Below are 6848 nucleotides of genomic sequence, written 5' to 3'. Positions count from 1 at the left end.
CCACTCGGGTGCTGACACACCAGTGCTGGCTACGGCCTTTGCCCCGCACGCGTTCTATAACCTTACGATGAACCAGTTTGATGCGCGACAGCGCTACGTCGAAGATGTAGTGGGGCCTCCCACATTTTGATCGATTTACACCCAATAGGGCTCGAGCGACTATCAAGCCGCCACGGGAGCAAGCTCCCTCGCCACTGGTCGGACACAACACCGAAAGTTGTGTAGATACCCATGCTGCGATGGGGGCGACGCGGTCCATCAGAATCACCCAGGCTGGAGCCCAACCACCCCAGGCTGTTACCATTCCTCCCTTGTTTCAATTTTCAGCTTTATCGCCCATTCGAGACCTGCCATGACCACCGTCCGCACGCGCATTGCGCCATCGCCTACTGGGGATCCCCACGTCGGCACTGCTTACATCGCCTTGTTCAACTACTGCTTTGCCAAGCAGCACGGCGGTGAATTCATCCTGCGGATCGAAGACACCGACCAACTGCGCTCTACCCGTGAGTCGGAACAGCAGATTTTCGATGCCCTGCGCTGGTTGGGCATTACCTGGGCGGAAGGCCCGGACGTCGGCGGCCCGCACGGTCCTTATCGCCAAAGCGAGCGCAGCGACATCTACAAGCAGTACACCCAGCAATTGGTCGACATGGGTCATGCATTCCCGTGCTTCTGCACCGCAGAAGAGCTGGACCAGATGCGCGCCGAGCAACAGGCCCGTGGCGAAACCCCGCGCTACGATGGCCGTGCGCTGCTGCTGTCGAAAGAAGAAGTCGCCCGCCGCCTGGCCGCTGGCGAACCGCACGTTATCCGCATGAAAGTGCCGAGTGAAGGCGTGTGTGTGGTGGCGGACATGCTGCGCGGTGACGTCGAAATCCCGTGGGACCGCATGGACATGCAAGTGCTGATGAAGACCGACGGCCTGCCGACGTACTTCCTCGCAAACGTAGTCGACGACCACCTGATGGGCATCACTCACGTGCTGCGCGGTGAAGAATGGCTGCCGTCGGCACCGAAACTGATCCTGCTCTACGAGTACTTCGGCTGGGAACAGCCGCAGCTGTGCTACATGCCGCTGTTGCGTAACCCGGACAAGAGCAAGCTGTCCAAGCGCAAGAACCCGACCTCGGTGACCTTCTACGAGCGCATGGGCTTCATGCCGGAAGCGATGCTCAACTATTTGGGCCGCATGGGCTGGTCGATGCCGGACGAGCGCGAGAAGTTTTCGCTGCAGGAAATGGTCGACAACTTCGACCTGTCCCGCGTGTCCCTGGGCGGGCCGATCTTCGATATCGAGAAACTGTCGTGGCTCAATGGCCAATGGCTGCGTGACCTGCCGGTGGAAGAGTTCGCCAGCCGAGTGCAGCAGTGGGCGTTGAACCCTGAGTACATGATGAAGATCGCGCCGCTGGTGCAGGGCAGGGTGGAAACATTCAGCCAGGTCGCACCGTTGGCCAGCTTCTTCTTTGCCGGTGGCGTGAACCCGGACCCCAAGCTGTTTGAGTCCAAGAAGCTCTCCGGTGATCAGGTTCGCCAGTTGATGCAGTTGATCCTGTGGAAGCTCGAAAGCCTGCGTCAGTGGGAGAAGGATGCGATCACCGCGACGATCCAGGCGGTGGTGGAGTCCCTGGAATTGAAGCTGCGCGATGCCATGCCTTTGATGTTTGCCGCGATCACCGGGCAGGCCAGTTCGGTGTCGGTGCTGGATGCGATGGAAATTCTCGGCCCGGACCTGACGCGTTTCCGTCTGCGCCAAGCCCTTGATTTGCTTGGTGGTGTGTCGAAGAAAGAAAACAAAGAGTGGGAAAAACTGCTGGCTGCTATCGCCTAAGCAGGCTGCTGTAACGGTGAAACCCCGGTTTTCCGGGGTTTCACCGGTAAGTGATTGTTATCCCGGCAAAAAACTTTAGAAATTGTTGAAAATAAATTTGACACACTTCTAAAGCGCCATTAAGATTCGCCCCGTCCTCACCGATGAGGGGCTATAGCTCAGCTGGGAGAGCGCTTGCATGGCATGCAAGAGGTCAACGGTTCGATCCCGTTTAGCTCCACCAATTTACAGGTTCAAGGTCTGGCCACACCGTCCTTGAATTGATGTGCAGAAGGTTTTGTCCCCTTCGTCTAGTGGCCTAGGACACCGCCCTTTCACGGCGGTAACAGGGGTTCGAGTCCCCTAGGGGACGCCAGTTTAAACAAGCATTTCGAAAGGTATGCTGCGTCGCGAGACGAAAAATCCGGGGCTATAGCTCAGCTGGGAGAGCGCTTGCATGGCATGCAAGAGGTCAACGGTTCGATCCCGTTTAGCTCCACCAATTTTACAGGTTCAAGGTTGCGGTCACTCGGTCCTTGAATCGATCAGTTCTGAGCGCTGATCAATGTATAGAAGGTTTGTGTCCCCTTCGTCTAGTGGCCTAGGACACCGCCCTTTCACGGCGGTAACAGGGGTTCGAGTCCCCTAGGGGACGCCACGATTACCCGCTCTGCGGGATTTTTAAGGGTCATTCAATTATTGAATGGCCCTTTTGTTTGTCTGGCGTTTGGCCGATCCCTCTCTCAACTCGCTTTTTCTCTTCTGACCAATGGTCATACCTGTCGCTTGCCAAATATTATTATGTTAATAATATTCAACTCATTAACATCGGAGGCAGTGATGAGCGATAAAAAAGCGCAAACCCGCGAACGCATTCTGCAGGCAGCCAGCGCCGCGTTGATCCAGCGTGGCCCGGCAGAGCCAAGTGTGGGGGAGGTCATGGGCGCCGCGGGGCTGACCGTCGGTGGTTTCTACGCGCACTTCGAAAGCAAGGACGCGCTGATGCTGGAGGCCTTTACTCAGTTGCTGTCCAAGCGTCGCGCCTCGATTGACGACATCGATCCACAGCTGACCGGAGAAGAGCGCAGAAGCCTGGTGGCGGCGTTCTACTTGTCGCGCAAGCACCGTGACTCAACCGCCCAGGCATGCCCGATCCCGGCCACTGTGGGCGAAATGAGCCGTCTGCCGGATGAGTTCCGCCAGGCACTCAATGAGCACTGCGAGCTGATGGCTGCGCAGCTCGCCGCCAGCCCTGAAGACACCGACAAAGCCCTGGCTGACATGGCGCTGATGATCGGTGGCCTGGCCTTGGCCCGCGCGCTTGGTCCTGGTGAATTGTCTGACCGTGTGCTGCGTGCCGCCAAGTCGGCGGTGCGCTAGAAGAGGGCTCTCATGATGGGCACGCCAACCTGGATTCGTCGCTTCAACGGTACGTTGGGGCACCTGGCTCCGCAAATGGTGGCCAACAAGATGCGTCGTGCCTTCATGACGCCGCGCCATCTACCGCCGCGCGATTGGGAGCTGCCGCTGTTGGCGCAGTCGGAGCGCATCACCTTGCGTTTCGGTTTGTCTGCCTTGCGTTGGGGGCAGGGGCCTGCGCTGCTGTTGATGCACGGCTGGGAAGGGCGGCCCACCCAGTTCGCGAGCCTGATCAGTGCGTTGGTCGACAATGGTTATTCGGTGATTGCCCTGGACGGTCCCGCCCATGGCCGTTCGCCGGGGCGCGAAGCCCATGTGCTGCTCTTTGCTCGGGCCATGCTTGAGGCGGCGGCGGAGTTGCCGCCGCTGCATGCCGTGATCGGCCATTCAATGGGCGGTGCCAGTGCGATGCTGGCAGTGCAGTTAGGCTTGCGTACCGAGGCGTTGGTGAGTATTGCCGCGCCGTCACGCTTTCTGGATGCGCTACGCGACTTTACCAGGAGGGTCGGTTTGCCAGCGCGGGCACGGTCGGCGTTTATCCAGGAAGTCGAGTTGACGTTCGGCATGCCGCTCAAACACTTGGATGTGGCCCACTACCAGATGAATATCCCCGGCCTGATCGTGCACGCCGAAGACGATACGTTCGTCCCGGTCAAGGCGTCGCAAGCCATTCACGAAGCCTGGTTCGACAGCCGCCTGCTGCGCCTGGAGCAGGGCGGTCACCAGAAAGTGCTCGCCGATCCACGGGTGATCGACGGTGTGCTGGCATTGCTGGCCGGCCGCTGTCTACAGGAGCGGCAAAGCGCCTGATACACTCCTCCCGCCGACATTAATCAACTGGAGCAAGGCATGGGCTGGGATTTGGTAGCGCCGTTTATCATCGATCTGCAGGTCGCCGCTGAAGACATCGACGGCCTGGGGCACGCCAATAACGCGGTGTATGTGTCTTGGCTGGAGCGCTGCGCCTGGCGCCATTCCCAGCGCCTGGGGCTGGACCTGACCGAATATCGTCGACTGGACCGCGCCATGGCCGTGGTGCGGCACGAGATCGACTACCTGGCCGCAGGCTACGAAGGCGATGAGCTGCAACTGGCCACCTGGATCGTCGACTGGGACCAGCGCCTGAAGATGACCCGGCGCTTCCAACTGGTACGCCCGCGTGACGGCGTCACCTTGCTACGCGCACACACTACCTTTGTCTGCATTGAGCTCTCCACTGGCAAGCCCAAGCGCATGCCAGCGGCGTTTCTCGACGGTTATGGCCCCGCCCTGACAGGGGGTTAACGGTTGCTGCGGGAAACCCAGTAAACTGCGCCACGATTTTTGTTGAGTGTTTTCCATGCAAATTGCTTTGGCGCCCATGGAGGGGTTGGTCGACAACATCCTGCGGGACGTGCTGACCCGCGTCGGCGGTATTGACTGGTGTGTGACCGAGTTCATCCGCGTCAATGACCGCCTGCTCACCCCTGCGTATTTCCACAAGCTCGCCCCGGAACTGCTGCACGGTGCCCACACCGCCGCGGGCGTACCGCTGCGTGTGCAATTGCTGGGCTCCGACCCGGTGTGCCTGGCAGAAAACGCCGCCCTCGCCTATGAGCTCGGTGCGCAAGTGATCGACCTGAACTTCGGTTGCCCGGCCAAGACCGTCAACAAGTCCCGTGGCGGCGCGGTGCTGCTCAAGGAGCCGGAGCTGCTCAACCGGATCGTCGAGCACGTCCGGCGCGCTGTACCGGCCCACGTCCCGGTGACCGCCAAGATGCGCTTGGGTTTCGATAGCCCGGACGGCGCCCTGGTCTGCGCCACCGCCTTGGCCGAAGGCGGCGCGGCGCATATCGTCGTGCATGCGCGCACCAAGACCGATGGCTATAAGCCGCCGGCCCATTGGGAATGGATCCCGCGGGTACAGGATGTGGTCAAGGTGCCGGTATTCGCCAATGGTGATATCTGGAGCGTCGAAGACTGGAAGCGCTGTCGCGAAGTCAGCGGTGCCGAAGACATCATGCTGGGCCGTGGCCTGGTGGCACGGCCGGACCTGGCGCGGCAGATCGCCGCGGCGCGGGCGGGCGAGGAAGTGGTTGAGATGACCTGGGCAGAAATGCAGCCGATGCTCCAGGACTTCTGGACCCAGTCGGTGGTGCAACTGACCGAGCGTCAGGCGCCTGGGCGTTTGAAACAATGGTTGGCGATGCTGACGCGTAATTACCCGGAGGCGGTGGAATTGTTCAATGCGATGCGCCGCGAGACCGAGCTGGACAAGGTGGGTCTCTTGCTTGGGATGGCACCCGTTCTGAAAGATTAAGTTTATATTGATACTGCTTTAAAACACCTCAAGAGGGGCGCCATCGGCGCTCTTTTTTTTAAATGGTTTAACGGTGCTTTCTTGGAGCGGGGCATTGGCATGTTGACGTTTATTTTTTACATGAGGTGATAACTGGGCAAGTGGTCGGTGTTTGTGTTTTTGTTGCATTGGGTTTTCTCCGGGGGGGGGGCACGTTGTTTGGTTTGTGCGCGTGTGTACGAACTAACATGAATGGACTAAAGTTGTTCTGGCTTAATGATTTCATTAGTTTAAGGTTGGGGCTGTTTATTACCTTGTGTATCTGTGCTGTGGGTGGTGCATAGGGTCGAGGCTTTGATTTTCTTGATGGTCTATGAGGCGAAGTCTGATTTTCCATTTTGGTTTCCTTATGTGAAGATGGGTTTTTGGAACTCGATAGCTCTGCGCCCCACGAAAGTAAGGACTGTGAAGTGATGACGGTTGCTTCCGGTTCTATTCTATTGCTGCCGATGTTAGTAAGTTGTTTTAGGGCGGCGCAAAACTAAAGGTGAGATTAAGCAGATGTCCAATATACCGATGAATAATGTTTCGGCTTTTAAACCAGCGCTCCATACGGCAAACTCGCCCACAGCGGACACCTTGAAGGACATAGAAAAGGCCAGTGGTTCGCTGGCAGGCCTTAGTTCAAGGAGTAACGCGCTTCCGCGCAACGACTCTCCTAAAGAGGCCGCCAAGGACATTACGGTTAATGCCGATGCTTTGGAAAAATTGTTTGAAATGTTTGAACTCGTCTTCAAAGCAATGCGCAGCGTGTTATCGGGTAGGGGGTTTAGCGCCAAGTTGCCAGTTGACGTTGGCACTGGCGTGCAAATTGGCGTGAAAGGCAATGGCAAACAAGCGACGCCGGTGAATGGTGAGAAAGGCGCGCAGGTAAAGGTCGGCACCGACGGTAGCGTGCAGGTTGGTGTGAAAGGTAACGGTACTGAATCGACGCGGCCAACGGGTGAGAAAGGTGCGCAGGTGAAGGTCGGCACCGACGGTAGCGTGCAGGTTGGCGTGAAAGGCAACGGTACTGAATCGACGCGGCCAACGGGTGAGAAAGGTGCGCAGGTAAAGGTCGGCACCGACGGTAGCGTGCAGGTTGGCGTGAAAGGCAACGGTACTGAATCGAAGCTGCCCAGTGGTGAGAAAGGCGCGCAGGTAAAGGTCGGCACCGACGGTAGCGTGCAGGTTGGCGTGAAAGGCAACGGTACTGAATCGACGCGGCCAACGGGTGAGAAAGGTGCGCAGGTAAAGGTCGGCACCGACGGTAGCGTGCAGGTTGGTGTGAAAGGCAAC

The 6848-nt window shown here is 58.4% G+C and carries 6 protein-coding genes and 4 tRNA genes; all 10 read left to right on the top strand.

Features of this window, described 5'->3' with window-relative positions; translation table 11 throughout:
• The first annotated feature begins 352 nt into the window (after window positions 1-352).
• The gene (gene gltX, locus AACY36_RS28025; RefSeq protein WP_339416353.1) at window positions 353-1834 is read left to right on the top strand and encodes a glutamate--tRNA ligase; all 1482 of its coding nucleotides are present in this window, start codon (window positions 353-355) and stop codon (window positions 1832-1834) included.
• A 147-nt stretch (window positions 1835-1981) separates the two neighbouring features.
• Window positions 1982-2057 (top strand) — tRNA-Ala (locus AACY36_RS28020).
• 56 nt (window positions 2058-2113) lie between these two features.
• A tRNA-Glu gene (locus AACY36_RS28015) sits at window positions 2114-2189 on the top strand.
• A gap of 50 nt (window positions 2190-2239) precedes the next feature.
• Window positions 2240-2315, top strand: a tRNA-Ala gene (locus AACY36_RS28010).
• Window positions 2316-2395: 80 nt separating this feature from the next.
• Window positions 2396-2471 (top strand) — tRNA-Glu (locus AACY36_RS28005).
• Window positions 2472-2653: 182 nt separating this feature from the next.
• Window positions 2654-3193, top strand: coding sequence for a TetR/AcrR family transcriptional regulator (locus AACY36_RS28000; protein WP_339416351.1), 540 nt, complete (start codon window positions 2654-2656; stop codon window positions 3191-3193).
• Between the two features lie 15 nt (window positions 3194-3208).
• Window positions 3209-4042 (top strand): alpha/beta hydrolase, encoded by an 834-nt coding sequence (locus AACY36_RS27995; protein ID WP_339416750.1) that lies wholly within the window; start codon window positions 3209-3211, stop codon window positions 4040-4042.
• Between the two features lie 39 nt (window positions 4043-4081).
• Window positions 4082-4516 carry an acyl-CoA thioesterase gene (locus AACY36_RS27990; RefSeq protein ID WP_339416350.1) on the top strand — a complete coding sequence of 145 codons (435 nt, stop codon included), beginning with the start codon at window positions 4082-4084 and terminating at the stop codon, window positions 4514-4516.
• A gap of 55 nt (window positions 4517-4571) precedes the next feature.
• A complete protein-coding gene (locus AACY36_RS27985) occupies window positions 4572-5531 on the top strand; it encodes a tRNA dihydrouridine synthase (RefSeq protein ID WP_339416349.1) in 960 nt (319 codons plus the stop codon).
• 540 nt (window positions 5532-6071) lie between these two features.
• A partial coding sequence (locus tag AACY36_RS27980) for a hypothetical protein (protein ID WP_445262859.1) occupies window positions 6072-6848 on the top strand: 777 nt, incomplete at its 3' end.

Source organism: Pseudomonas sp. EA_15y_Pfl1_P101, assembly GCF_963970835.1.
In the GTDB taxonomy this organism is placed as follows: Bacteria; Pseudomonadota; Gammaproteobacteria; order Pseudomonadales; family Pseudomonadaceae; genus Aquipseudomonas; species Aquipseudomonas tritici.
This window is presented reverse-complemented; position numbering and strand designations above follow the sequence as displayed.